General features: G+C 65.0%; 25 protein-coding genes. 10 read left to right on the top strand and 15 right to left on the bottom strand.

Annotation, left to right across the window (positions count from 1 at the left end; genetic code table 11):
* Nucleotides 1–376 precede the first annotated feature (376 nt).
* Nucleotides 377–1,345, top strand: coding sequence for a PQQ-dependent sugar dehydrogenase (locus tag AQZ50_RS10745; protein WP_369801412.1), 969 nt, complete (start codon nucleotides 377–379; stop codon nucleotides 1,343–1,345).
* 35 nt (nucleotides 1,346–1,380) lie between these two features.
* Here AQZ50_RS10745 and AQZ50_RS10740 read toward each other — a convergent pair whose 3' ends face one another.
* Nucleotides 1,381–2,202 carry an ATP-binding protein gene (locus AQZ50_RS10740; protein ID WP_067746387.1) on the bottom strand — a complete coding sequence of 274 codons (822 nt, stop codon included), beginning with the start codon at nucleotides 2,200–2,202 and terminating at the stop codon, nucleotides 1,381–1,383.
* 9 nt (nucleotides 2,203–2,211) lie between these two features.
* A complete protein-coding gene (locus AQZ50_RS10735) occupies nucleotides 2,212–3,933 on the bottom strand; it encodes an acyl-CoA dehydrogenase family protein (RefSeq protein WP_067746385.1) in 1,722 nt (573 codons plus the stop codon).
* Nucleotides 3,934–3,982: 49 nt separating this feature from the next.
* On the opposite strand from AQZ50_RS10735, the gene AQZ50_RS10730 reads away from it, so the two are divergent.
* Nucleotides 3,983–4,927 (top strand): L-threonylcarbamoyladenylate synthase, encoded by a 945-nt coding sequence (locus tag AQZ50_RS10730; RefSeq protein ID WP_067746382.1) that lies wholly within the window; start codon nucleotides 3,983–3,985, stop codon nucleotides 4,925–4,927.
* Between the two features lie 4 nt (nucleotides 4,928–4,931).
* Here AQZ50_RS10730 and AQZ50_RS10725 read toward each other — a convergent pair whose 3' ends face one another.
* From AQZ50_RS10725 to AQZ50_RS10695, 7 genes are all read right to left on the bottom strand, one after another.
* A complete protein-coding gene (locus AQZ50_RS10725; RefSeq protein WP_082703583.1) occupies nucleotides 4,932–5,675 on the bottom strand; it encodes a head GIN domain-containing protein in 744 nt (247 codons plus the stop codon).
* A gap of 179 nt (nucleotides 5,676–5,854) precedes the next feature.
* Entirely contained in the window at nucleotides 5,855–6,379 is a 525-nt protein-coding gene (locus AQZ50_RS10720) for a CarD family transcriptional regulator (RefSeq protein ID WP_067746380.1), read from the bottom strand.
* Nucleotides 6,380–6,808: 429 nt separating this feature from the next.
* On the bottom strand, nucleotides 6,809–7,147 hold the full coding sequence (gene fdxA, locus AQZ50_RS10715; protein ID WP_067746375.1) for a ferredoxin FdxA: 339 nt from the start codon (nucleotides 7,145–7,147) through the stop codon (nucleotides 6,809–6,811).
* A 73-nt stretch (nucleotides 7,148–7,220) separates the two neighbouring features.
* A complete protein-coding gene (locus tag AQZ50_RS10710; protein ID WP_067746373.1) occupies nucleotides 7,221–7,547 on the bottom strand; it encodes an RNA-binding S4 domain-containing protein in 327 nt (108 codons plus the stop codon).
* Nucleotides 7,547–10,108, bottom strand: coding sequence for a helicase-related protein (locus AQZ50_RS10705; RefSeq protein WP_067746371.1), 2,562 nt, complete (start codon nucleotides 10,106–10,108; stop codon nucleotides 7,547–7,549). The genes AQZ50_RS10710 and AQZ50_RS10705 overlap by 1 nt, the downstream gene beginning before the upstream one ends.
* Before the next feature lie 122 nt (nucleotides 10,109–10,230).
* Nucleotides 10,231–10,575: a DNA-directed RNA polymerase subunit omega gene (gene rpoZ, locus AQZ50_RS10700; protein WP_067746368.1), complete on the bottom strand. Its 345-nt coding sequence runs from the start codon at nucleotides 10,573–10,575 to the stop codon at nucleotides 10,231–10,233.
* Between the two features lie 101 nt (nucleotides 10,576–10,676).
* Entirely contained in the window at nucleotides 10,677–11,363 is a 687-nt protein-coding gene (locus AQZ50_RS10695) for a CPBP family glutamic-type intramembrane protease (RefSeq protein WP_231730225.1), read from the bottom strand.
* A gap of 141 nt (nucleotides 11,364–11,504) precedes the next feature.
* Between AQZ50_RS10695 and AQZ50_RS10690 the strand changes: the two genes are divergently transcribed.
* From AQZ50_RS10690 to ruvB, 5 genes are all read left to right on the top strand, one after another.
* Nucleotides 11,505–12,248 (top strand): YebC/PmpR family DNA-binding transcriptional regulator, encoded by a 744-nt coding sequence (locus AQZ50_RS10690; RefSeq protein ID WP_067746361.1) that lies wholly within the window; start codon nucleotides 11,505–11,507, stop codon nucleotides 12,246–12,248.
* A 12-nt stretch (nucleotides 12,249–12,260) separates the two neighbouring features.
* Nucleotides 12,261–12,737: a crossover junction endodeoxyribonuclease RuvC gene (ruvC, locus tag AQZ50_RS10685; RefSeq protein ID WP_067746359.1), complete on the top strand. Its 477-nt coding sequence runs from the start codon at nucleotides 12,261–12,263 to the stop codon at nucleotides 12,735–12,737.
* A 31-nt stretch (nucleotides 12,738–12,768) separates the two neighbouring features.
* Nucleotides 12,769–13,323: a DUF4337 domain-containing protein gene (locus tag AQZ50_RS10680; RefSeq protein ID WP_067746357.1), complete on the top strand. Its 555-nt coding sequence runs from the start codon at nucleotides 12,769–12,771 to the stop codon at nucleotides 13,321–13,323.
* Nucleotides 13,324–13,389: 66 nt separating this feature from the next.
* A complete protein-coding gene (gene ruvA / locus AQZ50_RS10675; protein WP_067746356.1) occupies nucleotides 13,390–14,004 on the top strand; it encodes a Holliday junction branch migration protein RuvA in 615 nt (204 codons plus the stop codon).
* Complete coding sequence (ruvB, locus tag AQZ50_RS10670; RefSeq protein WP_067746352.1) at nucleotides 14,001–15,038, top strand: Holliday junction branch migration DNA helicase RuvB; 1,038 nt, start codon at nucleotides 14,001–14,003, stop codon at nucleotides 15,036–15,038. The genes ruvA and ruvB overlap by 4 nt, the downstream gene beginning before the upstream one ends.
* A 479-nt stretch (nucleotides 15,039–15,517) precedes the next feature.
* Here the strand turns inward: ruvB and AQZ50_RS20960 are convergent, their stop codons facing one another.
* Complete coding sequence (locus AQZ50_RS20960; protein ID WP_067746351.1) at nucleotides 15,518–16,060, bottom strand: hypothetical protein; 543 nt, start codon at nucleotides 16,058–16,060, stop codon at nucleotides 15,518–15,520.
* Here AQZ50_RS20960 and AQZ50_RS20955 point away from each other — a divergent pair.
* Nucleotides 16,053–16,127: a hypothetical protein gene (locus tag AQZ50_RS20955; protein ID WP_231730236.1), complete on the top strand. Its 75-nt coding sequence runs from the start codon at nucleotides 16,053–16,055 to the stop codon at nucleotides 16,125–16,127. The genes AQZ50_RS20960 and AQZ50_RS20955 overlap by 8 nt on opposite strands.
* A 316-nt stretch (nucleotides 16,128–16,443) precedes the next feature.
* Here the strand turns inward: AQZ50_RS20955 and acnA are convergent, their stop codons facing one another.
* Entirely contained in the window at nucleotides 16,444–19,116 is a 2,673-nt protein-coding gene (gene acnA / locus AQZ50_RS10660) for an aconitate hydratase AcnA (RefSeq protein WP_067746350.1), read from the bottom strand.
* A 371-nt stretch (nucleotides 19,117–19,487) separates the two neighbouring features.
* Here acnA and AQZ50_RS10655 point away from each other — a divergent pair, with 371 nt between their 5' ends.
* The gene (locus AQZ50_RS10655; RefSeq protein WP_067746348.1) at nucleotides 19,488–19,673 is read left to right on the top strand and encodes a hypothetical protein; all 186 of its coding nucleotides are present in this window, start codon (nucleotides 19,488–19,490) and stop codon (nucleotides 19,671–19,673) included.
* A 19-nt stretch (nucleotides 19,674–19,692) separates the two neighbouring features.
* On the opposite strand, the gene AQZ50_RS20450 is transcribed toward AQZ50_RS10655, so the two are convergent.
* Together AQZ50_RS20450 and AQZ50_RS10650 are read right to left on the bottom strand one after the other, a co-directional pair.
* The gene (locus AQZ50_RS20450) at nucleotides 19,693–19,845 is read right to left on the bottom strand and encodes a hypothetical protein (protein ID WP_156427320.1); all 153 of its coding nucleotides are present in this window, start codon (nucleotides 19,843–19,845) and stop codon (nucleotides 19,693–19,695) included.
* Nucleotides 19,846–19,903: 58 nt separating this feature from the next.
* Nucleotides 19,904–20,815 carry a DMT family transporter gene (locus AQZ50_RS10650; protein WP_067746343.1) on the bottom strand — a complete coding sequence of 304 codons (912 nt, stop codon included), beginning with the start codon at nucleotides 20,813–20,815 and terminating at the stop codon, nucleotides 19,904–19,906.
* A 203-nt stretch (nucleotides 20,816–21,018) separates the two neighbouring features.
* On the opposite strand from AQZ50_RS10650, the gene AQZ50_RS10645 reads away from it, so the two are divergent.
* Nucleotides 21,019–22,488, top strand: coding sequence for a L,D-transpeptidase family protein (locus tag AQZ50_RS10645; protein WP_067746339.1), 1,470 nt, complete (start codon nucleotides 21,019–21,021; stop codon nucleotides 22,486–22,488).
* A gap of 52 nt (nucleotides 22,489–22,540) precedes the next feature.
* Here the strand turns inward: AQZ50_RS10645 and AQZ50_RS10640 are convergent, their stop codons facing one another.
* Together AQZ50_RS10640 and AQZ50_RS10635 are read right to left on the bottom strand one after the other, a co-directional pair.
* A complete protein-coding gene (locus AQZ50_RS10640) occupies nucleotides 22,541–23,113 on the bottom strand; it encodes a murein L,D-transpeptidase catalytic domain-containing protein (RefSeq protein WP_231730224.1) in 573 nt (190 codons plus the stop codon).
* A 47-nt stretch (nucleotides 23,114–23,160) separates the two neighbouring features.
* A complete protein-coding gene (locus AQZ50_RS10635) occupies nucleotides 23,161–23,643 on the bottom strand; it encodes a GNAT family N-acetyltransferase (protein WP_067746568.1) in 483 nt (160 codons plus the stop codon).
* Between the last annotated feature and the right edge of the window lie 2 nt (nucleotides 23,644–23,645).

Here is a 23,645-nt window from a genome sequence, read left to right as displayed (position 1 = left end):
CCCGCATCCCCGGATTACCGAGCCGCGACCGCAGACGTTTCCGACTGTCGGCATTGCCAAGCCGATCGGGTGGAAGCCGGGCGAGGCGCCCGAAGCTGCCGCGGGCTTGCGCGTCACGCGCTTTGCCGATGGCCTCGATCATCCGCGCACGCTCTATCTCTTGCCCAATGGCGATGTGCTGGCGGCGCAGACCAACGCGCCTGCCGCCAATGGGCCGGGCGGGCTGACCGGGCTGGTCGCGAAATTCCTGTTTCGCGCGGCGGGTGCGGGCGAGCCTTCGCCCAACACGATCGTTGTGCTGCGTGATACGAAGGGCACCGGCACTGCCGATCAGCGCTTTGTCATGGCCAATCCCGGGCTCAATTCGCCGTTTGGCATGATCTGGCGCGACGGGCGGCTCTATGTGGCCAACAACGACGCGGTGGTATCCTGGGCGTTTCAGCCGGGGCAGACCAGCCTCGTCGGCAAGCCGGACAAGCTGATGGACCTGCCGCCGGGCGGCGAGCATTGGGCGCGCAATCTGGCGCTCAGCCCCGATGGGACGAAGCTGTATATCTCGGTCGGCTCGGCAACCAATATCGCCGATGACGGGATCGAGCAGGAACGCGATCGCGCGGCGATCTTTGAATATGATTTCACCAAGCACAGCGTGCGCAAATATGCCGCCGGAATGCGCAATCCCAACGGGATGGATTTCAACCCGCGCACGGGCGAATTGTGGACGGTGGTCAACGAGCGCGACATGCTCGGCTCGGACCTCGTGCCCGATTATCTGACCAATGTGCCGCTCGGCGCGCAATATGGCTGGCCCTGGCTCTATTGGAAGAAATTCCCCGATTGGCGCGTGCAGGCGCCGATGCCCGAATATATGACCGACTATGTGCGCAAGCCCGAATACGCGATGGGTGTTCATGTCGCGCCGCTCGGGCTGGCCTTTGCGCGCGGCGGAAACCTGTTGGGCGACCGCTTTGCCAGCGGGGCGCTGATCGCCGATCACGGATCGTGGAATCGCAAGCCGCTGGCGGGCTATGACGTGGTGTTTGTCGCCTTTGACGATCGCGGGAATGTCCTGCCCGCGCCGCCGGTGCCGGTGCTGACCGGGTTTCTTGACGGCAAGGGCCATGCGCATGGCCGCCCGACCTGGGTCGGTTTTGCCAAGGATGGCGCGCTGCTGGTCAGCGACGATGTCGGTGGGGTAATCTGGCGCGTGGTCGCGCCGGGGGCAAAGCCCGCCGCCGCGATCGTGCCGATCCCCACGCGTGAGGCACCGCCCGAGCCCACCATGCCGCAGCATTTCACGATCAAGAAGGACGAGAATTCCGACCTGATGAAGGCTCAGCAATAAGCCCCAGCAATAAGCAGCATGTCGGGCGCGGGGTTTTACAGCCCGCGCCCGGCGCGTCCCGCCAGTTCGGTCACATAGTGCCAGGCGATGCGCCCCGATCGGCTGCCGCGCCGCTTTGACCATTCCAGCGCGTCGGCGGGATCGAAATCGAGCGCGTAATGCGCGGCATAGCCGGCAATGATCGCCAGATAATCGTCCTGCGAACAGACGTGAAAGCCAAGGCTGAGCCCGAAGCGGTCGGCCAGCGCCAGTTGATCGTCGACCACATCGCGCGGATTGATCGGATCGTCCTGTTCGCTCATGTGTCGTTCGACAATCGCGCGGCGGTTCGACGTGACGGCAAGGCGGACATTGGCGGGGCGCGCCTCGACCCCGCCTTCGAGCCATGACCGCAGCTTGCGCGGGCCTTCGCTGTCGCCCGCGTCAAAGCCGAGATCGTCGATGAACACCAGAAAGCTGCGCGGCTGATCGCGCAAGACGCCGAACAGAGTGGCCAGGCTGGCATCGGCGGCGGCCTGGACCAGCGCGATCCGCCCCGGGTGCCCCTTGGCCGCCGACGCCACGGCAGCACGCAACAGCGCCGATTTGCCCATTCCGCGTGCGCCCCACAACAGCATGTCGTGCGCCGATGCCCCGGCGGCGAGCCGTTCGACATTGCCGACGACTGCCGCCTTTTGCGCGTCGATCCCCTTGATCAGATCGAGCGTCGGGGCTTCCAGAACGGGCACGGCGTGGCTTGTCGCGCCCTGCCAGACATAGGCGGGGTGCGCGAGCCAGTCGACGGCGGGCGGGGAAGGCGGGGCGAGCCTGTCGAGCGCATCGGCGATGCGCTGCAGGATGTCGATGCGATCGCTCATGGCCGTGTGTCAGCCGACCAGCGCAGCGCTGTCGAGATCATAGAGCAAGCCGGAGCCAGCCATCGCCGCCGCGCCGAGGCCGCGCGCTTCGGGAACGATGGTGCGGTTGAAAAAGCGGGTGATCGCCGCCTTTTCATGGCTTCCGGTTGCATGGACCTGACGCACGAGCTGCCATCCGGCGACAGCAACGGCGCACATCGTGGTGAACGGCACCGATCCTGCCAGCTTGTCATCGAGGCTGGCATCGCCGCCCGCCATCCAGTTGGCGATCGCCGCCGCATCGCGCGCCAACGAAGCGAGTTCGGGGCTTTCCGCGCAATCGGCCTGAATGTCGTTCAGCAGCGATTGCACGACGCCACCGTTTTCATAGCCCAGCTTGCGGGTGACGAAATCGGCGGCCTGGATGCCGTTGGTGCCTTCATAGATCGGGGCAATGCGCGCGTCGCGATAGAACTGCGCCGCCCCGGTTTCCTCGATGAAGCCCATCCCGCCGTGAATCTGCACGCCAAGGCTGGCCACTTCGCAGCCGACATCGGTGCCCCAGGCCTTGAGCAGCGGAACCAGAACCTCGGCCCGCTTGTGCGCGGCGGCATTGCCCAGCGCGCCGCGATCGACCTGGCCTGCGGTGTAATAGAGCAGCGCGCGCGCGCCTTCGGTCATCGCGCGCATCCGCAGCAACATGCGGCGCACGTCGGGATGTTCGACGATTGCCACCGGGGTCTTGGCGCCGCTGCTGGCGCGCGGGCTCTGAATGCGGTCGCGGGCATAGGCGCGCGCCTTTTGCAGCGCGCCTTCGGCGATCTGCACGCCCTGGCTGCCGACGTTGATCCGCGCCGAATTCATCATCGTGAACATCGCCGGCAAGCCGCCGAATTCATGCCCGATCATTTCGCCGACACAGGCATCGTTATCGCCAAACACCATGATGCAGGTCGGCGAGGCATGAATCCCCAGCTTGTGTTCGATCGAGGCGCAGCGCACGTCGTTGCGCGCGCCGAGGCTGCCATCGGCAAGAACATGGAATTTGGGCACGAGGAACAGCGAAATGCCGCGCGTTCCCGCAGGCGCGCCGGGCGTGCGCGCGAGCACGAGATGGACGATATTCCCGGCGAGATCGTGTTCGCCCCAGGTGATGAAGATCTTGGTGCCCTTGATCAGGTACTTTCCGGCGTGTTCGCCTTCGCCGATCGGGGTCGCCGTGGTGCGCAGCGCGCCGACGTCTGACCCTGCCTGCGGCTCGGTCAGGTTCATCGTGCCCGACCATTCGCCCGAAATGAGCTTGGCCAGGTACGTGGCCTTTTGGCCGTCGCTGCCGTGATGGTCGATCGCCTCGATCGCGCCCACGGTCAGCATCGGCAGCAGGGTAAAGCCCATGTTGGCCGCGCCCAGCGTTTCGAGCACGCATGTCGCCAGTGTGAAAGGCAGGCCCTGTCCGCCGTGATCGGCCGATCCGGAAATGCTGTTCCAGCCCTGTTCGACAAAGGCCCGATAGGCTTCGCGAAACCCATCGGGCAAGGATACCGCGCCGTCGTCCCACTTGGCGCCCTGCGTGTCGCCAATTCGCGCAAGTGGCGCCCATTCGCCGGCGGCAAGCTGGCCGATACCTTCGGCGATTGCGGCAACAAGGTCGGGCGTGGCGGCGGCAAAGCGTTCGCTCGTCGCCAGCTGTTCGATCCCGGCGTTGACCTGCATGGCAAGAACCTGGTCGGCAGTGGGGGCGGTGAAAGTCATCGTGCAGTTTTCCTTGGCAAGCCTCGGTGAGCGCCTATAGCGAAGCACGATGCCCGCGACAAAGTCGAACTGTCTTTTGGCTAATGATGCGACGCTCGCGCGCGCGGCGGAGGTACTTCGTGCCGGGGGCACGGTGGCGGTGCCGACCGAGACGGTCTATGGTCTTGCCGCCCGTGCCGACCGCGACGACGCGGTCGCGGCGATCTATCGCGCCAAGGGCCGACCCGATTTCAACCCGCTGATCGTGCATGTCGCCGATCTTGCCGCAGCAGAGGCGCTGGCCCATTTCGATGATGCGGCGCGCAAGCTTGCCGTAGCGTTCTGGCCGGGGCCGTTGACTCTGGTCGTGCCGCGCCGTGAAGACGCGGGATTGAGCGCGGCAGTCTCGGCGGGGCTGCCGACAGTTGCGCTGCGCTGCCCGGCGCATCCGGTGATGCGCGCGCTGATCGCGGCGGCGGGGCTGCCGATTGCGGCGCCCTCGGCCAATCGCAGCGGCGGCGTCAGCCCGACCAGTGCGGACCATGTTGCGGCGTCTTTGGGTGAAAAAGTCGATCTGATTCTCGACGGCGGATCGTGCGCGCGCGGAATCGAATCGACGATCGTGGCGATTCGCCCCGGTGGCGGCTGGACGATATTGCGCCCCGGGCCGATCGGTCGGGACGATATTGCCGCGCTGCTTGGCGCCGATCACGAAGTTGCCGCGCGCGGCGGAATCGAGGCGCCGGGGCAATTGGCCAGCCACTATGCCCCGGGCAAGCCGGTCCGGCTTTATGCGGCGGGCCCCGCGCCCGATGAATTCATGATCGGGTTTGGCACGGTTCCGGGCGATGTCACACTGTCGGCTTCGGGCGATCCCGCCGAAGCGGCGGCGCGGCTCTATGCCTGCCTTCATGCCGCCGCCGCCGCCGCACAACCGCGCGTGGCGATTGCGCCGGTGCCCGATCATGGCATTGGCGAGGCGATCAACGACCGGCTGCGCCGCGCCGCTGCATAAGGCATCAGGGTTGGCAGGTGACCCGGCCCGATCCGGTCACGCCGACATCGCAGTGCGCCTTGCCATGGATAGTGACGACGCCCGATCCGACCACGGACCCGGTGACGCGGCCATCGCTGGCAAGGTCGCCGGTGCCCGATCCGGTCACGTCGATGGCGGCTTCGTCGGCTTTGAGCCGGGCGAGATCGACTTCGCCGCTGCCGGCGAGAGTCAGCGCCAGTTTCCCGGCGTGGCCGCTGCCGGTAAACGATCCCGATCCCAGAACTTCGGCATCGAACTGGTTCGCCTCGATTCCCGCCGTGACGATATGGCCCGATCCACCGATGATCACGCCGACCGTCTTGCCGGTAAGCCGGTCGCTGGACATCGTGCCCGACCCGGCCATCATCAGATGATCGATCGACGGGGCGGTGATCGTCACGGTCGCGGTGCCATTGCCCGCATTGGCGTCCGGTTGCCGCCCGATGCCCAATTTTCCGTCGTTCAGGACGAAGCGCAGCGCCGCTTGCGCGCGTGCATCGCCTTCGACGCGGATGGTCAGCGTATCGCCATACACGACATGGACCGTATCGGGGCCGAGCAAAGTCACTTCGTGTGCGGTGCGCCCCGACAGGGCGAGCTGCGCCAGCGGAACTCCGTTATGCCCGTCGATCGACACTCTTGGCTCGTCACACGCGGCAAGCGCGAAAGCGAGCACGATGACCGCGCGAAGAAGCGATCCGGGCGTCAGGCGATCAGGCGGAAACATCGAACGGGGTCTGAACTTTCGCTGCAAGTGCGGGCGGCGTTGCCTTGGGCCTCTGGTCGCTGGTTAGGCCGCACCAGGGCCTAAAGCAAGCGGCCCCAAAGCAAACGGGCCGCCGGAGAAGAACCTCCGGCGACCCGTTTGATCTTTGCCTGTGGCGGGCTGCGTGCAGCCCGGCCGTGTCAGACGGTTTCGTAATACTTCGGCGCGTGCTCGTTCAGAATCGCAAGGATCTTCTTGAGCGCGGCAGGCTCGTCGGTCTTTTCCATCGCGGCCAGCTCGCGAGCGAGGCGCGAAGAGGCGGCCTCGAAGATCTGGCGTTCGGAATAGGACTGTTCGGGCTGATCATCGGCGCGGAACAAGTCGCGAGTCACTTCGGCAATCGAGACGAGATCGCCGGAGTTGATCTTGGCTTCGTATTCCTGGGCGCGGCGCGACCACATCGTACGCTTGACCTTGGGCTTGCCCTTGAGCGTATCGAGCGCTTCGCGCAGGGTCTTGTCCGACGACAGCTTGCGCATGCCGATCGCTTCGACCTTGTTCACCGGTACGCGCAGGGTCATGCGTTCCTTTTCAAAGCGGAGCACATAGAGCTCCAGCTTCATCCCCGCGATTTCTTCGTTTTGCAGTTCGACCACGCGGCCGACACCATGCTTTGGATAAACGACATAGTCCCCAACATCGAAGGCAAGAGCCTTGGCTGCCATTGCATATCCTTTCGACGCGGCAGGAAGAAAACGGTTGCGGATGCTGCGTGCCTCACGAATGCCGTCGATAGGGGCATTCGCGTTGGCGCGATGGGTAGTCCGGGCCCTTTGGGGAAGAGGTCCGGCAAACGACCGTCTTACGCGCGGTCCAGCGAAGCCCAGCGATCCGTTTGCCGTATATCCTGCCTGATTCGTGTGACAAAACGCCGGGCGAAAAAAGGAAGAATCCGGCGCGTGGTTGCGGATATAGCAACTCTGTCACAAAAATTCCAGTGGTCTGACCACGGGAATCTGCGCAAATCGGCAAAACCCCGCTGCCGGGGCGGCAGCGAGGGTATTGCATAGGCCTGTCGAGGGCCCCGTCGAAGGTATAGTGTCCGCGTGCCGGTCAACCTTTGCCGCGATGGCGCGGGCGGACCGGACAGGCGATCAGTCGCCTTCGCCAGGCTCGGCCGAAAAGTACTTGTCGAACTTGCCGTCTTCGCCCTTGTGCGCGTCGGCATCGGCCGGCGCGTCTTTCTTGGCGGTGATATTGGGCCAATCGGCCGAGTACTTGGCGTTAAGCTCAAGCCACTGTTCCAAACCGCTTTCGGTGTCGGGCAGAATCGCTTCGGCGGGGCATTCGGGCTCGCACACGCCGCAGTCGATGCATTCGCTGGGGTTGATCACCAGCATGTTTTCGCCTTCGTAGAAGCAGTCGACGGGGCAGACCTCGACGCAGTCCATGAACTTGCACTTGATGCAGGATTCGGTGACGACATAGGTCATGGTGGCGATTGTCCCTCGGATCTTTGTGCGGTCGTTGTTTGGCCGTCGTGCTAAAGGTGTCGGGGGGCACCCGTCAAGCCCGGCTGTGATCCCCGTTGCCGCTTGTATCGACATAACGGTAACATGCCTGGGCTTCGGGCGCGGGGCCGCGACGCACCGGAATCGCCAGCACTTCGATCACGCGCACCGCATCGCGCAAGGGCAGCACCAGCATGTCGCCTGTGCGCACGGCAGCGCTGGGGCGCTCGATCCGCCGCCCGTTGAGCCGGATATGGCCCTCGCTCGCCCAGTCCTGCGCAAAATTCCGGCTCGATGCGAGGCGCAGAAACCACAGCAGCTTGTCGATACGGATGCTCGGCCCCAACGCAGGTTCCTGTGTCGGTGCGCGTGGGGCAGCCATCAGCGCAGCAATCCGGCGAGCGCGGCAAAGGCGCCGGTCGCGGCGCGCGGTGGCGCGGCTTGCGGAATTTTCGGCGCGGGGCGCGGCGGGCGCCAGTCCCACAAGGGCGGCGCATGCGGGCCGAACGCGCCCTCGGGCAAGGGGCGCGGCATGGCGACGCGAAATCCGCCCGCGCGCAACAGCGCGGCATAGCCTGCGGTTGTCAGCCCCATCGATCGCGCCCGCGCCGGATCGAGAAAGACCCGTCGCCCCGGCGCGCCGAGCCGACACCGATGCGCCTCTTGCAACAGACGGTCGGCAAGATCGACACGCAGCGCCTGATGCCCGACCCGACGATAGCCGACCGGCCGTTCGCGCCCTTCGACCGTTGGCGGCAGCGGCTCCGGCGGGGCGACCGGGTTCAGCCCGCGCAAGGCCGCCAGCCGCAACCACAGCCTGACCGTGGCCGGGCGCAGCGCCGAGGGCAGATAGAGATCGAGCCCGCCGGTGCGCACGCCCAATCGGCGCAAGATGTCGCGCTGGCGCGAATCGAGCCGGTCGAGCCCCGAGTCTTCGCGCGACAAGACCCCGCCGCCGTCGACCAGGCGCAGCAACAAGGCACGCAGATCGGGCCCGGAATCGGGCGCCTCGCTCGCCTCGGCAAGTCGGCGCAACGGGGCGAGCAGCCGCCCGGAATGCCGCGAAAACCAGCCGGTCAGCGCATCGCGCACGCTGTCGCGCAGCGTCTGGGGCAGCCGGTCGAGCGCGGGATCAAGCCGCACCCGCGCATCGAGCACGCCGCGACCGGCTTCAAGCCGCGCGACCGGGATGTCGTCCCAGATGATGCCGCCGTCGGTCAGCGTCAGACCATCGGGCTCGACCGCCGCCGCGATCAGCAAAGCCGCGCGCCTGGCCAGCAAGCCGGGCAAGTGCCGCTCTGCCGCCGCGAGCAGCATCTTGCGGTCGGCGGCGCGGGCCAGCGGGTCGACGACAAAACGAAACCCTTCGAGATGCCCGATCGGCTCGTCATCGACCAGCACCGCGCCCGCCTCCGATAGCCGCACCGGCAATAGCTGTTCGTCGGTGCCCGCCTTGCGCATCAGCACCGTGGTCCGCCGGTTGACGAAACGTTCGGTCAGCCGCGCGTGCAGCGCATCGGACAGGCGCGTTTCGACAGCGCGCGCGCGGGCGGCCATTTCCTCGCGCGCCATGACCCAGTCGGGGCGTTGCGCAATATAGGCCCAGCTGCGGATGGCCGAAATCCGCCCTTGCAGGGCGTGAATGTCGCCTGCCGGGTTGTCCAGTTGCGCGATCGCCTGGGCGACATAGTCGGCGCCGAGATAGCCCTGGCCGAGATCCTGCCACAGCCGCGCGATGAAGCGGGAATGGGTTTCGCTGCCCTGTTGGCGAAAATCGGGCAGGCTGCACACTTGCCAGAATCGCCGCACCGCACCCGCCCCGCGCACCGTGTCGGCAATGGCCGCATCGCCGGCGAGCAGGCGCAGCACGGCCAGATCGATCGCTTCGGGCGGGCTGGCCAGTTCGGGGCGCGGCGGGGGAGACGCCAAGTCGCCGATCAGATCATCGAGCGAGTCAAAGCGGGGATCGGATTCGCGCCAGAACAGGCGGGTCAGCGGCGGGAAGCGATGCTCCTCGATCGCGTAGACTTCGTCATCGGTGAATTCGGGATTGTGGGCGCCAAGTCCCGCCAGCGTGCCGAAAGTGCCGTCGCGATGGTGCCGCCCGGCGCGACCGGCGATCTGCGCCATTTCCGCCGTGGTCAGACGGCGTTGGCGATGCCCGTCGTATTTGGTCAGCCCGGCAAAGGCGACATGGTGAACATCGAGATTGAGCCCCATGCCGATCGCATCGGTGGCGACGAGATAGTCGACCTCACCTGCCTGATACATCGCGACCTGGGCATTGCGGGTCTGTGGAGACAGCGCGCCCATCACCACCGCCGCGCCGCCCCGGAACCGGCGCAGCATTTCAGCCATGGCATAGACCTGTTCGGCGCTGAACGCGACGATCGCGCTGCGCGGCGGGATGCGCGACAGCTTTTTCGATCCGGCGTGGCTCAGTGTCGAAAAGCGCGGTCGGCTGACGATCTCCGCCTTGGGCACAAGCGCGCGAATCATCGGTTCGAGCGTGGCCGAGCCGAGAATCATCGTCTCTTCGCGCCCGCGTGTGTGCAGCAGGCGATCGGTAAAGACGTGGCCGCGTTCGGGATCGGCGGAAAGCTGCGCTTCGTCGATGGCGACAAAGGCAAGGTCGGGCCGCTGCGGCATCGCTTCGGCGGTACACAGCAGCCAGCGCGCGTTTTTCGGCTCGATCCGTTCTTCGCCGGTAATCAGCGCGACCCGGTCGGCACCCTTGATCGCCACGACCCGGTCGTAGACTTCGCGCGCAAGCAGGCGCAGCGGAAATCCGATCGCGCCCGAGGAATGGCCGCAAAGCCGCTCGACCGCGAGGTGAGTCTTGCCGGTGTTGGTCGGGCCCAACACGGCGCGCACGTTTGATGCGTCACTGGGTCCGCGAACACTGGCGGATCGGTCGCCCCGCAAAGACAGCTGGCTGGCCATGGACCGAAATGTGGCGCGCGATCATGGCAAGCGCAAGAAGACGCCGGAGAATTATCCCCGGCGTCGGAAAAAGGTGGTGCCAAATTGCTTGGCGATCGAGCAATGTGTGCGCAGAAGACGGCTTAGCCGTCGTAATCGGCACCCAGCGAGGTGTTGCGAACCGGCGCGGCGGCCGTGATGCGCAGCGCTTCGGCAGACTGCGACAGCGAGCCGATTTCATCGACCTGATCGTCGTCGTCGGGCTGCACTTTCTGCAGCGACTGAACCAGGTTTTCCTTGAGAATAACCGGGCGAACGGTTTCCTCGGCGATTTCACGCAGAGCCACAACGGGGTTCTTGTCACGGTCGCGATCGACCGTCAGCTCCGCGCCGCCGGAAATCGCGCGGGCGCGTTCTGCAGCCAGCAGCACGAGATCGAAACGGTTGGAAACCTTGTCGACGCAATCTTCGACGGTAACGCGCGCCATCAGGGCACTCCGTAAAACTAACCGGAAAGGGCGGGATAAGCGCTGGCAACTAGGCGCGTGCGCGGCGAGAGTCAAGATTTACCCGCTTATGCGTCTTTGTCCTAATGAGCGGACAGCAAGGCGAAGGCCAGGGCGACCGCATTGCCGGTCGCATGCGCAAGGATCGAGGCGATCAGGCCGTGGCGCATGCGCAGGTAGCCAAAGACGAGGCCTGCCCAGATTTGCGGCAGGACCATCGGCACGAGCGCCCATGACAGGCGCGGGTAATTGGCAAGATGCGACAGGCCGAATACCGCGACCGACAGATAGAACCACAGCCCGAAGTGGCGCGTAAACCAGCGCGGCGGCCCGGCCCGTCGTCGCAGCGCCAGCCAGCCGATCAGCGCGGCGAGCACCGTGCTGACAAAGCCGAGCGCGGCGGCCTGATCGTGCCAGTGCGCCGACACCGCGCCGAGCAGTGCGCCGCCGACCAGCGCCATTGCCAAAAGCCACAGCGCGCGCGGCCGTCCGGTCAGCCAGCCGCGAAACGCCACTTCCTCGCCAATCGGTGCGGCCAGCACCACCGCCGCCGCCAGCATCTGCGCGGAAAAGCCGCGAAACGCCTCGGGTGCGGGCAGATGCAATGCGCGTTGCCAGCCAAGCAGCATCACGCCCAGCACGACGAGGCCGGCAAGGTAAGTGCCGACCATGATCGCCCATCGCATCCGGCCGTCATGCAAGGGCGCAGGCGCAATCAGGCGCGGGGCAGCGAGATACGTGCGGAAATCGGTGAAAACGGTGCGGATCATGCCTGCGATCATGCCACTTGCCGGGTTAAGACCGGGTTTGCCGCGCCGGAGATTGCCGAAAGCCGCACAAACGGCTAGGGCGCCGGGAAATCCCGCCTGCAAGGCGGAATATCAGGCGAACATCCGGCAAGAAGCACGACCATGGCAGGCCATTCCAAATTCAAGAACATCATGCACCGCAAGGGCGCGCAGGACAAAAAGCGCTCGGCGATGTTTTCCAAGCTGTCGCGCGAAATCACCGTTGCGGCGAAGATGGGCATGCCCGATCCGGACATGAACCCGCGTCTGCGCGCCGCGATCAATGCCGCCAAGGCGCAGTCGATGCCCAAGGACAATATCCAGCGCGCGATCGACAAGGCGTCGAAGGGCGACGGCGATAACTATGAAGAAGTACGCTACGAAGGCTATGGCCCGGGCGGCGTCGCGCTGATCGTCGAGGCGCTGACCGACAATCGCAACCGCACCGCAACCAATGTGCGCACCGCCTTTGCCAAGAACGGCGGCAATCTCGGCGCGTCGGGCGCGGTCAGCCACGGCTTTGAACGGCTTGGCCTGATCGAATATCCCGGCAAAGTCGGCGACGAGGAAAAAGTTCTCGAAGCCGCGATCGAAGCCGGCGCCGAAGATGTCGAAAGCGACGAGGATTCGCACCAGATCTGGGTCTCGGTGGAAAACCTGCACCCGGTCGCGCGCGAACTGGAAAAGGCCTTGGGCGAAGCCGAAGGCGTAAAGCTGGCCTGGCGCCCTTCGCTCAAGGCCGTCGTCGATGCCGATACCGCCACCACCTTGCTCAAGCTGATCGACGTGCTAGACGACGATGACGACGTGCAGGCCGTGTGGGGCAATTACGAAATCCCGGATGAAGTCATGGAGAAGCTGGGTTAATCCCCGCAGCCCATGATCATCATCGGTATCGATCCCGGGCTGACATGCACAGGCTGGGGCGTGGTCGCCAAAGCGGGCAGCCGCCTCAGCCATGTCGCCAATGGCCAGATCCGTACCGACACGACGCTGTCGATGGCCGAACGGCTGGTCGAGCTTGACGCGGTGCTGACCGATGTCATCCTCAATCACCAGCCCGATTCGGGCGCGGTCGAGGAAGTGTTCGTCAACGTCAATCCGCAGTCTACGCTCAAGCTGGGCCAGGCGCGCGGCGTCGCCATGGTCGCGCTGGCCCGCGCGGGCATGCCGGTCGCCGAATATCCGTCAAAAGTGATCAAGAAGGCGCTCGTCGGCACCGGCGGTGCGGCCAAGGCCCAGGTTCAGGCCATGCTCAAAGTCCTGCTGCCCGGCGTCAGGCTGGCCGGTGAAGATGCCGCCGACGCGCTGGCCGTTGCCATCACCCATGCCAATATGCTTGGTAGCCACAGATAGTCAGGTATCGCTGAACCAGGAGTACCCGTCCATGGAACTCGAAGTTACCGCCGAAGCCAAGGACAAGTCGCTCACCCGCCGCATTGCGATCACGGTGGTTGCGTTGTCGGTGTTTGTCGCGCTTTGCCACATCAAGGACGAAAACACCGTTCAGGGGATGGAGCGCAATGAGGCGCACGCCATCGACACGTGGAACGAATATCAGGCCAACAAGACCAAACAGCACCTTGCGGAAAACGCGCGCGTGCAACTGAAGGTGCTGGCCGTGCCGGGCAAGGCCGATGCCGAACTGGCCAAGCTCGATGGCGACATCGCCAAGTACAAGGCGCAATCGCCCACACTGTCGGACCAGGCGCACGAGCACGAGACGGCATACGACGCCTTGCGGTTTCATCATGATCAGTTCGATGCGGCGGACGCGGCGATTTCGACCGCGATTTCGCTGGCAGCCGTCGCGGCCTTGATGGAAACGGTCGCGCTGTTGTGGGTCGCGTGGGGCTTTGGCGCGTTCGGGGTCTTCATGGGGCTGAACGGTTTTCTGGGCGGATCGTTCCATCCGGGCATATTGAGCACGCTGCTCGGGTGATCCACGTGGAACATCACATGCCAAACAGGGTGGCATCGGTCTGCGTTCTCGCTTAGAGAACAAACCATGATCGCAAAGCTGACCGGCATCCTTGATGACAGCGGGCCCGACTGGGCCGTGATCGACGTTGGCGGCGTCGGTTATCTCGTCCATGCCTCGGCGCGCACGCTGGCGCAGCTGGGCAATCGCGGCGACCGCGCCGTGCTTCACACCGAATTGCAGGTCAGCGAAAGCGACATGCGGCTGATCGGCTTTGCCAGCTCGGGCGAGCGCGCGTGGTTTCGCCTGCTGACCGTGGTGCAGGGGGTCGGTTCGAAAGTCGCGCTGGCGATCCTGTCGGCGCTGACGGTCGATGAATTGCAGCGCGCCTGTGCAGGCGGCGATGCGGCGATGATCGCCCGCGCCAACGGGGTCGGCCCGAAACTGGCCAGCCGCATCGTCAACGAATTGAAGGACAAGGCGGGCGGGCTGGCCGGGCTGAGTGGTGGCGCGGGGATCACGGCAGAGAACGCGGCCATTCCTCCCGGCTCGGTCAGCGCCGACGCCATCTCGGCTTTGCAGAACCTTGGCTTCAAGCCGGCGGTCGCGGCAACGGCCGTGGCGGGCGCGATCGAGGATCTGGGCGAAGATGCCGCGCTGGGTGATGTGATGCGCGTCGCGCTGAAGCGGGCGACGGCATGACCGACAACCCTCTCCTGTCCGCGCAGGCCCAGATCGAAGACGCCGATGCGGCGATGCGGCCCAAGACTCTGGCCGAATTCGTCGGGCAGGAATCCGCGCGGGAAAACCTCAAGGTCTTCATCTCCAGCGCCAAGGCCCGGCGCGAGGCGATGGACCATGTCCTGTTCTTTGGCCCCCCCGGCCTTGGCAAGACCACGCTGGCGCAGATCATCGCGCGCGAACTGGGGGTCAATTTCCGCGCCACTTCGGGCCCGGTGATTGCCAAGGCGGGCGATCTCGCGGCGTTGCTGACCAATCTCGAATCGGGCGATGTCCTGTTCATCGACGAAATTCACCGGCTCAATCCGCAAGTCGAAGAAGTGCTCTATCCCGCGATGGAAGACCGCGCGCTCGACCTGATCATCGGCGAAGGGCCTTCGGCGCGCTCGGTCAGGATTGATCTGCCGCCGTTTACGCTGATCGGCGCGACGACGCGGCAGGGGCTGCTGCAGACGCCCTTGCGCGATCGCTTCGGCATTCCGGTGCGGCTGCAATTCTACTCCGTGGCTGAGCTGGAACGCGTGGTGGCGCGCGGGGCAAGCCTGATGGGTATCGGCATCGATCCCGAAGGCGCGCGCGAAATCGCCCGGCGCGCACGCGGCACACCGCGCGTGGCGGGGCGGCTGTTGCGCCGGGTCCGCGATTTTGCGCAAGTCGCCGGTGATGCGGTGATCAGCCGCGCCTTGGCCGATTCGGCGCTGACCCGGCTCGAAGTCGATTCGCTCGGGCTCGATTTGCAGGACCGGCGCTATCTCCTGATGATTGCCGAGATATACAAGGGCGGACCGGTCGGCGTGGAAACGCTCGCGGCGGGCCTGTCGGAGCCGCGCGACACGATCGAGGAAGTGATCGAGCCCTATCTGATTCAGCTCGGCATGGTGGCGCGCACCGCACGCGGCCGTTGCCTCAACGATCGCGCCTGGCAACATCTGGGCATGGCCATGCCGGCACCGGGCGGCCTGTTCGATTCGGACAGCCAGAGCGGGGGGCAGTAACCGGACGCGCAGAATCGGTCCCGAACTGGCACAGAGTTAACCGATCGGCGACGCGATCCCGATATGAACGCCCGGACGCGTTCCAAAAGTGGTTAATCCCGTTGCTCTTGGGCGTGCTATCTGCGTTTGTTGAGTGCGGGACATGCGTCCCATACGCGATCAGGCCGGATTCGAAGTGCCGGTACTTTGCGGACGATGAGGACAAAGGCGACTATCATGTCGGTTCGGATGGCATTGGCAAAACTGGCGGCCTGCGCGGCTGGCGGCGCTATGATCGGCGGCGGAGCTGTGCATGTTTCGGAAGCGCCCTCGGCGGCTGAACTCCATCATGTAAAGCCGATCAAGATCAAACGGGCCAAGCCGGTGCATATCGCGCGCCGCGCCGCACCGCATGTCGTCCATCACGCGCGCCGGGTGGTGCGCACCACGATCACCCGTTCGTGCGCCCCGCCACAGCAGATAGCCATGGTTCCTGTGCCCTATATGCCCCCGATGCCGCCGCAGGCGGCAGGTGGCGGCGGCGGTGGCCCGGTGGTGATCGAAGGTGGCAGCAGCGGCGGTTTTGGCGGTGGCTTCTTCGGCGGTTTCTTTGGCGGCAGCAGCGGCGGCGGCGGAAACATCGTCGTCTCGTCGACCACGACGGGGTCTACATCGACCTCGGGCGGCTCCACCTCGTCTTCGGGGGGATCGACCTCGACCTCAGGCGGGTCCACCTCCAGCTCGACTTCGGGGGGATCCACCTCCAGCTCGACGTCCGGCGGGTCCACTTCGACATCCTCGTCGGGGAATGTCAGTTCGACCACGTCGTCATCAGGCAACGTCTCGACCAGTTCGGGCAATGTCACCAGCACGTCGTCGACCAGCAGCAGCACCAGTTCGTCGACGTCGTCCTCAACCTCTTCGTCGACATCTTCCTCGACCTCGGGCTCCTCATCGACCAGCACCAGCTCGTCGTCGAACGGATCGACCACCAGCACGAGCAGCAACGGCCACACCGACGTGCCCGAGCCCTCGATGGTCATCCTGTTCGGCGTCGGCGCCGCAGCGCTCGTCGCCCGTCAACGCCGCAAGCAGCCGGCCAAGGCTTGAAACCCGGTTTACGCCCGTCTCCAGCGGGCCGTTCGGAAGAAAGGGCGCCCCTCCAACGCGAGAGGGGCGCCCTTTTTTGCTTTTGGATTGATTGCGGGAATGTCTGAAATTGGGCGGGGAGCAGACTTTGCCAACACGTCCCTTCACTGGAGCGGCTGCGGAATCTGGTGCGGTGGTTCGAACTATCCTCATGGCACAAGTCTCGCTCATCCTTGCTGAGCGGATGTGGGCGGGTCACGATGGGGACCCGGTGCCACGAAAAAAGGGGCGGCACCCTGCGGCGCCGCCCCCCTTTTTCAGCAAGTGATGGCCTGGATCAGGCGGCCAGTTTGCGCAGCACGTACTGCAGGATCCCGCCGTTGTTGAAATACTCGATTTCGTTGGCGGTATCGATGCGGCACAGCGCGGTGAAGGTAAAGCTGGTGCCGTCCTTGCGGGTGACCACCACGTCCACATCCTGGCGCGGCTTGAGGCTGGCAACGCCGGTGATGGTGAAGGTGTCGTCGGCGGTCAGGCCGAGCGACTGACGCGTGTCGCCGTTCTTGAACTGCAGCGGCAGCACGCCCATGCCGACGAGGTTCGAACGGTGGATACGTTCGAAGCTTTCGACGATGACCGCACGCACGCCGAGCAGCTTGGTGCCCTTGGCCGCCCAGTCGCGCGACGAACCGGTGCCGTATTCCTTGCCGGCGATGACCACGGAGGGCACGCCGTCGGCCTTGAACTTCTGCGCCACGTCATAGACCGGCAGGACTTCGGCGCCATAGCGCGAAAAGCCGCCTTCGGTGCCGGGGACCATTTCGTTCTTGATGCGGATATTGGCAAAGGTGCCGCGCATCATGACTTCGTGGTGACCACGGCGCGCGCCGTAGGAGTTGAAGTCCGCCTTGGCGACCTGATGCTCCTGCAGCCACTGGCCGGCGGGGCTGTCGGCCTTGATGTTGCCGGCGGGGCTGATGTGATCGGTGGTGATCGAATCGCCCAGGATCAGCAGAGGTTTGGCTTCGACGATGTCGCTGACCGGTTCGGGCGTCATGGTCAGGCCGTCGAAGTAGGGCGGATTGGCGACATAGGTCGAACCTGCGCGCCACTGGTAGGTTTCCGAGCCGGTGACGTTGATCGCCTGCCAGTGCTTGTCGCCCTTGTAGACGTCGGCATAGCGGGCCCGGAACATCGCGCGGTCAAGCGCGCCGGCCATGACCGAGGCGACTTCGGCGTTGGTCGGCCAGATGTCTTTCAGATAGACATCGACGCCGTCCTTGCTCTTGCCGATCGGGGTCGTGGTGAAATCCTCGATCACCGTGCCCTTGAGCGCATAGGCGACGACCAGCGGCGGGCTGGCGAGGAAGTTGGCGCGCACGTCGGGGCTGACGCGGCCTTCGAAGTTGCGGTTGCCCGAGATCACCGAGGCGGCGACGATGCCGTTTTCGTTGATCGCCTTGCTGATCGGTTCGGCGAGCGGACCCGAGTTGCCGATGCAGGTGGTGCAGCCATAACCGACGAGGTTGAAGCCGATGTTGTCGAGGTGTTCCTGAAGGCCCGCCTTGATCAGATAGTCGGTGACGACCTGCGACCCCGGTGCGAGCGAGGTCTTGACCCAGGGCTTGGGCTTCAGGCCGAAGGCGTCGGCCTTTTTCGCGACGAGACCGGCAGCGATCAGCACGCCGGGGTTCGACGTGTTGGTGCAACTGGTGATCGCGGCGATGACCACGTCGCCGTCGCCGATGTCATGGCTCTTGCCTTCGACCGGAACGCGGCTCTGCGTCTTTTTGTAAAGCTCGACGAGATCCTTGTTGAACACGTCGTCGACGTTGGGCAGCGTAACCTTGTCCTGCGGGCGCTTCGGGCCGGCAAGCGAGGGCACCACGGTCGACAGGTCGAGTTCGAGCGTCGAGGAGAAGATCGGTTCGACCGATGGGTCGATCCAGAAGCCCTGTTCCTTGGCATAGGCCTCGACGAGCGCGATCTGGTCTTCTTCGCGACCGGTCAGGCGCAGATAGTCGAGCGTCTTGTCGTCGATGCCGAAGAAGCCGCAGGTCGCGCCATATTCGGGCGCCATGTTGGCCAGCGTCGCGCGGTCGGCGAGCGTCAGGCCGGCAAGGCCCGGGCCGTAGTATTCGACGAAGCGGCCAACCACGCCATGCTTGCGCAAGAGGTTGGTCGCGGTCAGCACGAGGTCGGTCGCGGTCACGCCTTCCTTCAGCTCGCCCACGAACTTGAAGCCGACGACTTCGGGAACGAGCATCGAGACCGGCTGACCCAGCATGGCCGCTTCGGCTTCGATCCCGCCGACGCCCCAGCCGAGCACGCCAAGGCCGTTGACCATCGTGGTGTGGCTGTCGGTGCCGACGCAGGTGTCGGGATAGGCGACGAGGTTGCCGTCCTGATCCTTGCTGGTCCACACCGCCTGCGCGATGTTTTCAAGGTTCACCTGGTGGCAGATGCCGGTGCCCGGGGGCACGGCGTAAAAATTGTTGAGGCTCTTCGATCCCCACTTGAGGAAGTCATAGCGTTCGAGATTGCGATGATATTCGATCTCGACGTTCTGTTCGAAAGCCTGCGGGGTGCCGAATTCGTCGACCATGACCGAGTGATCGATCACCAGGTTGACAGGGACGAGCGGGTTGATCTTGCTGGTGTCGCCGCCGAGCTTGGCGATCGCGTCGCGCATCGCGGCAAGGTCGACCACGCAAGGCACGCCGGTGAAATCCTGCAACAGCACGCGCGCGGGGCGGTACTGAATTTCGTTCTGCGATTCGACCGGGCTCTTCTGCCAATCGATCAGCGCCTTGATGTCATCGGTCGAAACGGTGAAACCGTTGTCTTCAAAGCGCAGAAGGTTTTCCAGCAACACCTTCATCGAGAAGGGCAGGCGGGAAATGTCGCCGAACTTGGCGGCCGCCTTGTTGAGCGAATAGTACGCGTAGTCCTTGCCGCCGACTTTGAGCGAGCTGCGGGTGCCGAGCGTATCCTGTCCGACGTGGGTCATGGCGATGCGGATTCCCTATGTAGTTGCCAGCATCCCTGTCGCGTCGCCCGGGGAACCGGATCGCCCAAAAAAGGGGGGCGAGCCGGAGCGCGAGACAGGACATGCCTTGCGAAGCGGTTCGCGCGATGCGCGTTTGACGGGGCTGCGTCAAGGCCGCCGAAGCGCTAAAATTGCCGCTTTCGGCGCGATTGTCTCGATTGGGCTTCGGGTGGGGCAACTATTGCGACGCATTTGCATTAATTGGAAGAATCTGGGGGAAATTGCTAAGGTGTGACCCGATCGTTCTCTTTAGCATCCTGCGCAACATGACGGGCCTATTGTCGGGACGATCGGTGGCTCCTCCACCGGACAACGGATCAGAGACGCCCGCCATGCCCAAAGCGCCTGCAAAGATCGTCGTGCGCACACAGCAACTTTCTACTGCCGCCTGTCGCACCGCGCCAGGTGAGTCGGCTGCGCTGATCGATCGCACGCTGGCGCTGTTTTTGATGGCGCTCGTCGTTGCCTTGTTTGCCGGGGCGGGTGTCGCACAGCTTCAGCGCCTGCTCGGCACCTGATCACACTTGAAATGGCAGATCAAAGCGATAGGCGCACCCGGTCGGGCCGATGCCGCAAAATCCACAGCGCGACCGCAAAATGCGCGGCATGGGTCCATTGCGCCTTGGGCAGGGAACAGTCGATCATCGCGCGCGCGGTGCGCTCGATCGCGTCGTCGTCGTCAAAGGTCATCATCATCGTCTACCGATAATACCGGGCCGATAATACCGGGCCGATAATACAGGGCCGATCATGCCGGATTGGGCTGGCCGTTGTCCACCGGCACCGTGCGCGTGGAAATCGCCATGAGGCAGCCGGCGACGATCAGCGCGACGCCGCCCAGCGTGCGCAGCGTCACCGCTTCACCGAACAGCAACCAGCCGACCAGCGCCGCCCAGATGAACGCGGTATATTCGAGCGGCACCAGCACTTGCGCCTCTGCCCGTGCATAGGCCCAACCGATCAGCATCAGCGACACGACCGCCAGCACCGCGCCCGCCCCCAGCAACAGCGCCTGCCCCGGATGCGGCAAGGCCGCCAGCCACCAGGCCCCCGGCGCAAACAGCAGGCTGATGAACAAATTCTGGAAAAAGGCGATCTCGTCGGGCCCGGCGAGCTGCGCCTGGCGGCGCTGCACGACCAGATTTGCCGCATAGAGCACGGCTGAAACGAGGATCGCGATCATGCCGTGCATGGCGGCGGGGGCGTAATGGCCGCCAAACTTGCCCGCCGCGATCACCCCGACACCGGCCAGCGCGAGGACCGATCCGGCAAAGGCGCGCCGTTCGATCCGCTCGCCCAAAAATGCCGCGGCGAGGAACAGCGCAATCAGCGGCGCGATGAACGACAGCGCCATGGCTTCGGCGAGCGGGGTATGGATCGTGCCCCAGAAAAACAGCCCGGCCATCACCCCCGACAGCGCCGAGCGGAGCAGATGCAGCCGCAGCACGTCCCCGCGCGGGAGCCATCCTCCGCCCATGCGCCGCCGCACCGTCACCCAGACCGGAGTCATCAGCACAAGCCCGAAGACATTGCGCCAGAACAGCGCGGCATAGGCGCCCACCGCGATCGAGGCGGCTTTCATCACGCCGTCCATCACGCTGAAACTGGCAAGCCCTGCCAGCGTCACGCAAATCGGGATCAGGGTGGCACGGGATCGCATGGACGGGGCCATAGCGGCAACGCCGGGCGCTGGCAAAAGCGGGCCCATCACTTCTTTTACCCCAACGTGCTTGATTGGCGCACCCGGCTGGGGCAGGGAACCAGCGGGGCGAAGGCATGCGCGGTTGCGCCCGATGGCGTGCGCGTGGCTTTTGCCCGGTAAACTCTCTCGCGCAAACTTTTGCCCATCGGCAGGGAACGACCATGCAAGCACGCCACAGGACCATCCCTTCTGTCCTGTCTTCCTTTACCCTGTTGCTTGGCGGCAGTCTGTTCGCGTTGACCGCGCCGCTGGCTGCCAATCCGGCGCAAACGGGCCCGACCGACCTGACCTCGCAGGCACTTCCCGCCGCCAGGGCGACGAAGGCGGTTGCTGCAAAGACGGCGAAGCCCGCCACGCCCAAGGCGTCGCGCCCGGCAACGCCGCCGCTCCCCGCTGCTGCCCCCGCCGCTACCGCGCCTGCCGCTCCGGTCGGCACCACGTTTGAAGTCGAAGCGCCCGAAGCGCTGCCCGTGGCGCATTGGTCCCAGGCCGATGCGCGCGCGCTGCTTGTCGCGATCAAGGGGATCGGCGCCGAGGGCCTGTTTGCGCGCGACTATCAGCCCGCCGCGCTGGCTGCCGAAATCGCCAAAGGCGAAAGCGGGGATCTCGACACGCTCGCCAGCCGCCTGTTCATCTGGCTGGCCGAAGACTTGCGCGACGGACGCACGCCGATGCCCGCGCGCGAACAGTGGTTTGCCGTCGATCCCGATCAGGATCTGCATCCCAATTCGCAACTGCTGGCCGAAGCGACCGAGCTGCACGACATTCCCGGGGTGCTCGCTTCGCTGGAGCCGACACACCCTGATTTTGCCTTGCTCAAGGATATGCTGGCCAAGGCCAAGGATCCCAGGCAGATCGCGATGATCCGCGCCAACATGGATCGCTGGCGCTGGCTGGGCCGCGATCTCGGGCTGCAATACCTGATGATCAATGTGCCCGAACAGATGCTGCGGCTGACGGTGAACAACAAGATCATTCACAGCTATCGCGCGATCGTCGGTCGTCCGGGCAAGACCGCGACGCCGCAGCTCGCCGAGCAAGTCAAGAATGTGGTGTTCAATCCGACCTGGACCGTGCCGCAGTCGATCGTCGTCGGCGAAGGGCTGGGCAAGAAACTGATCGCGAGCCCCGCCAAGGCCAAGCGCGAAGGCTATGTCGCGACGGAAGGTGGCGATGGCACGATCACCGTGGTGCAGCAGCCCGGCGCGAACAATTCCCTGGGCCGGGTCAAGCTCGACATGCCCAACGAACATGCGATCTATATCCACGATACGCCCAACCATGCGCTGTTTGCGCTACCCGCGCGCGCGCTGAGCCATGGCTGCATCCGGGCCGAACACGCGACCGAACTGGCGATGACGATGGCCATTCTCGGCGCCGACCTGCCGCCCGAGACCGCGATCGAATACAATCTGTCGGGCAAGTATACCAAAGTCCCGATGATCAAGCCGTTTCCGGTCTATGTCACCTATTTCACCGTCGCGCGCGACGTGAACGGGCTGATGCGCAGCTTTCCCGATCTCTATGGCCGCGATCCGGCGGTGATCGCCAGCTTTGCCCAGCCGCGCCAGTTGCACACGACCCAGCGCAAGAGCAACGAAGCGATCATCAAGCTGGATAACCCTCTGTAATCCGGCCTCTGTAATCCGGCCGCTGTAATCCGGCCCTCTCCGATTGGGGCGATCAGCCCAGCCCCAATCGGTCGGCGAAAAGCAGGCGCCCGGCGGCAAGGTGCCACAGCGCTTGCGCAAAATCGCCCGGTGCCATGGCAAAACAGCCGTCGCTGCGCCCCAGTCGGCCCCATTTTTCCAGCATCGCCGGATCGGCGTACCAGGCCGGGTGCATCACGACGGCGCGGGCCGCAGCGTTGCTGTTGTCTGGATCGAGCCCGCCGAGGCGGATCGAGGGGCCGTATTTGCCGTCATACCATTCATAGGTGATGTATGCCCCGCGCGAGGTTGCCTCGCTGCCGACATCGTTGGAAAACCGTTTGAGAAAACCGTCATGCTCGGGGTCCGACCCTTTGCCATGGGCGACCAGAAACGAATGGACCGTGCCCGCCTCAAGATCGGCGAAATGCAGCCGGGGCAATGCCGAAGGCAGCGCGAAATCGGCAATCCCGACGACATCGGTGCGCCACAGCAAGGGGCGCGCCCGGTCCAGCCGATCGCGCGCCACGGCCAGCACGCGGCGGTGTTGTTCGCTGATCGAATAAGCCTGCGCAAACAGGCGCGGGCCTGCCAGCCCCGTGGCCAATGCCCCGACCAGCGCCGCGCGGCGCGTCAGAGTGCCGACGGACGGGCTCAGGCCTGCCCCCCCAGCGCACCAAGCGCGTCCCCATCGACGCGCATCACCGTCCATTCGTCCATCGGCCGCGCGCCGAGCGCCTTGTAGAATCCGATCGCCGGGGCATTCCAGTCGAGCACCGACCATTCGAGCCGCGCGCAATCGCGCGCGATCGCCAAAGCGGCCAAGTGCGCGAGCAGCGCCTTGCCCAATCCGGCGCCGCGCGCCTCGGGCCGGACATAGAGATCTTCGAGATAGATCCCCGGACGCCCTTCGAATGTCGAGAAATTGTGAAAGAACAACGCAAAGCCCTGGGCATGGCCATCGACTTCGCCGACCACCACTTCGGCATGAGGGCGCGGGCCGAACAGATGGCGCGCCAGTATAGCTTCGTCAAAGCGCACTTCCGCTTCGAGCTTTTCATAGACGGCAAGCTCGCGAATCAAGGCGGCAATCAGCGGTAAATCGGCCGGGGCGGCGGGGCGGATGGAAATCGTCATGC

Origin of the sequence: Novosphingobium sp. Fuku2-ISO-50, assembly GCF_001519055.1 — a bacterium.
In the GTDB taxonomy this organism is placed as follows: Bacteria; Pseudomonadota; Alphaproteobacteria; order Sphingomonadales; family Sphingomonadaceae; genus Novosphingobium.
The sequence above is the reverse complement of the archived record's forward strand: the minus strand, read 5'-3'. Positions and strand labels throughout refer to the sequence as shown.

Coding starts and splice junctions, on each gene's coding strand:
- AQZ50_RS10745 (WP_369801412.1), top strand. CDS start 377: ATGATCTGGCGCGACGGGCGGCTCTATGTGGCCAACAACGACGCGGTG.
- AQZ50_RS10735 (WP_067746385.1), bottom strand. CDS start 3,933: ATGACTTTCACCGCCCCCACTGCCGACCAGGTTCTTGCCATGCAGGTC.
- fdxA (WP_067746375.1), bottom strand. CDS start 7,147: ATGACCTATGTCGTCACCGAATCCTGCATCAAGTGCAAGTTCATGGAC.
- ruvC (WP_067746359.1), top strand. CDS start 12,261: ATGATCATCATCGGTATCGATCCCGGGCTGACATGCACAGGCTGGGGC.
- AQZ50_RS20450 (WP_156427320.1), bottom strand. CDS start 19,845: ATGACCTTTGACGACGACGACGCGATCGAGCGCACCGCGCGCGCGATG.
- AQZ50_RS10725 (WP_082703583.1), bottom strand. CDS start 5,675: ATGTTTCCGCCTGATCGCCTGACGCCCGGATCGCTTCTTCGCGCGGTC.
- acnA (WP_067746350.1), bottom strand. CDS start 19,116: ATGACCCACGTCGGACAGGATACGCTCGGCACCCGCAGCTCGCTCAAA.
- rpoZ (WP_067746368.1), bottom strand. CDS start 10,575: ATGGCGCGCGTTACCGTCGAAGATTGCGTCGACAAGGTTTCCAACCGT.
- ruvB (WP_067746352.1), top strand. CDS start 14,001: ATGACCGACAACCCTCTCCTGTCCGCGCAGGCCCAGATCGAAGACGCC.
- AQZ50_RS10740 (WP_067746387.1), bottom strand. CDS start 2,202: ATGAGCGATCGCATCGACATCCTGCAGCGCATCGCCGATGCGCTCGAC.
- AQZ50_RS10645 (WP_067746339.1), top strand. CDS start 21,019: ATGCAAGCACGCCACAGGACCATCCCTTCTGTCCTGTCTTCCTTTACC.
- AQZ50_RS10650 (WP_067746343.1), bottom strand. CDS start 20,815: ATGCGATCCCGTGCCACCCTGATCCCGATTTGCGTGACGCTGGCAGGG.
- AQZ50_RS10690 (WP_067746361.1), top strand. CDS start 11,505: ATGGCAGGCCATTCCAAATTCAAGAACATCATGCACCGCAAGGGCGCG.
- AQZ50_RS10730 (WP_067746382.1), top strand. CDS start 3,983: ATGCCCGCGACAAAGTCGAACTGTCTTTTGGCTAATGATGCGACGCTC.
- AQZ50_RS10635 (WP_067746568.1), bottom strand. CDS start 23,643: ATGACGATTTCCATCCGCCCCGCCGCCCCGGCCGATTTACCGCTGATT.
- ruvA (WP_067746356.1), top strand. CDS start 13,390: ATGATCGCAAAGCTGACCGGCATCCTTGATGACAGCGGGCCCGACTGG.
- AQZ50_RS10710 (WP_067746373.1), bottom strand. CDS start 7,547: ATGGCTGCCCCACGCGCACCGACACAGGAACCTGCGTTGGGGCCGAGC.
- AQZ50_RS10720 (WP_067746380.1), bottom strand. CDS start 6,379: ATGGCAGCCAAGGCTCTTGCCTTCGATGTTGGGGACTATGTCGTTTAT.
- AQZ50_RS20960 (WP_067746351.1), bottom strand. CDS start 16,060: ATGACCATCGAGGGCTCGGGCACGTCGGTGTGGCCGTTGCTGCTCGTG.
- AQZ50_RS10705 (WP_067746371.1), bottom strand. CDS start 10,108: ATGGCCAGCCAGCTGTCTTTGCGGGGCGACCGATCCGCCAGTGTTCGC.
- AQZ50_RS10655 (WP_067746348.1), top strand. CDS start 19,488: ATGCCCAAAGCGCCTGCAAAGATCGTCGTGCGCACACAGCAACTTTCT.
- AQZ50_RS10680 (WP_067746357.1), top strand. CDS start 12,769: ATGGAACTCGAAGTTACCGCCGAAGCCAAGGACAAGTCGCTCACCCGC.
- AQZ50_RS10695 (WP_231730225.1), bottom strand. CDS start 11,363: ATGATCCGCACCGTTTTCACCGATTTCCGCACGTATCTCGCTGCCCCG.